1 pseudogene is annotated in these 530 nt (G+C 68.7%); it reads right to left on the reverse strand.

The annotated features are described in order from the left end of the window. Positions 1-530 (reverse strand): annotated as a pseudogene (gene glyA, locus RAD15_RS43475) (serine hydroxymethyltransferase); the annotation flags it as partial.

Raw genomic sequence — 530 nt, forward strand, 5'->3', positions numbered from 1 at the left:
CGGTAATGCGCCGCGCGCGCAGGTCGACCAGCAGCAGGTGGTTGTCCGTGCCACCGGTCACGAGCGTCAGGCCGCCGGCCGTCAGCACCTGTGCGAGCGCTTGCGCGTTGCGCAGCATCTGGTCGATATAGCGCGTGAACTCCGGGCGCAGGGCTTCCGCGAAGGCCACCGCCTTGCCCGCGACGACGTGCATCAGCGGGCCGCCCTGCAGCCCCGGAAAAACGGCCGAGTTGATCTGCTTCGCGACGTCGGCTTGGTTCGTCAGGATGAAACCGCCGCGCGGGCCGCGCAGCGTCTTGTGCGTGGTCGACGTCACGACGTCGGCGAACGGCAATGGGCTCTGATGGCGGCCGGCCGCGACGATGCCGGCGATATGCGCCATGTCGACCATCAGCTTCGCGTCGACGCTGTCCGCGATCTCGCGGAACGCGGCGAAGTCGAGCGCGCGCGGATATGCGGAATAGCCCGCGATGATCAGCTTCGGCCGATGGCGCTGCGCGAGCCGGCGCACATCGTCGTAATCGATGCGC

The organism is Bradyrhizobium sp. 14AA, from assembly GCF_054185205.1.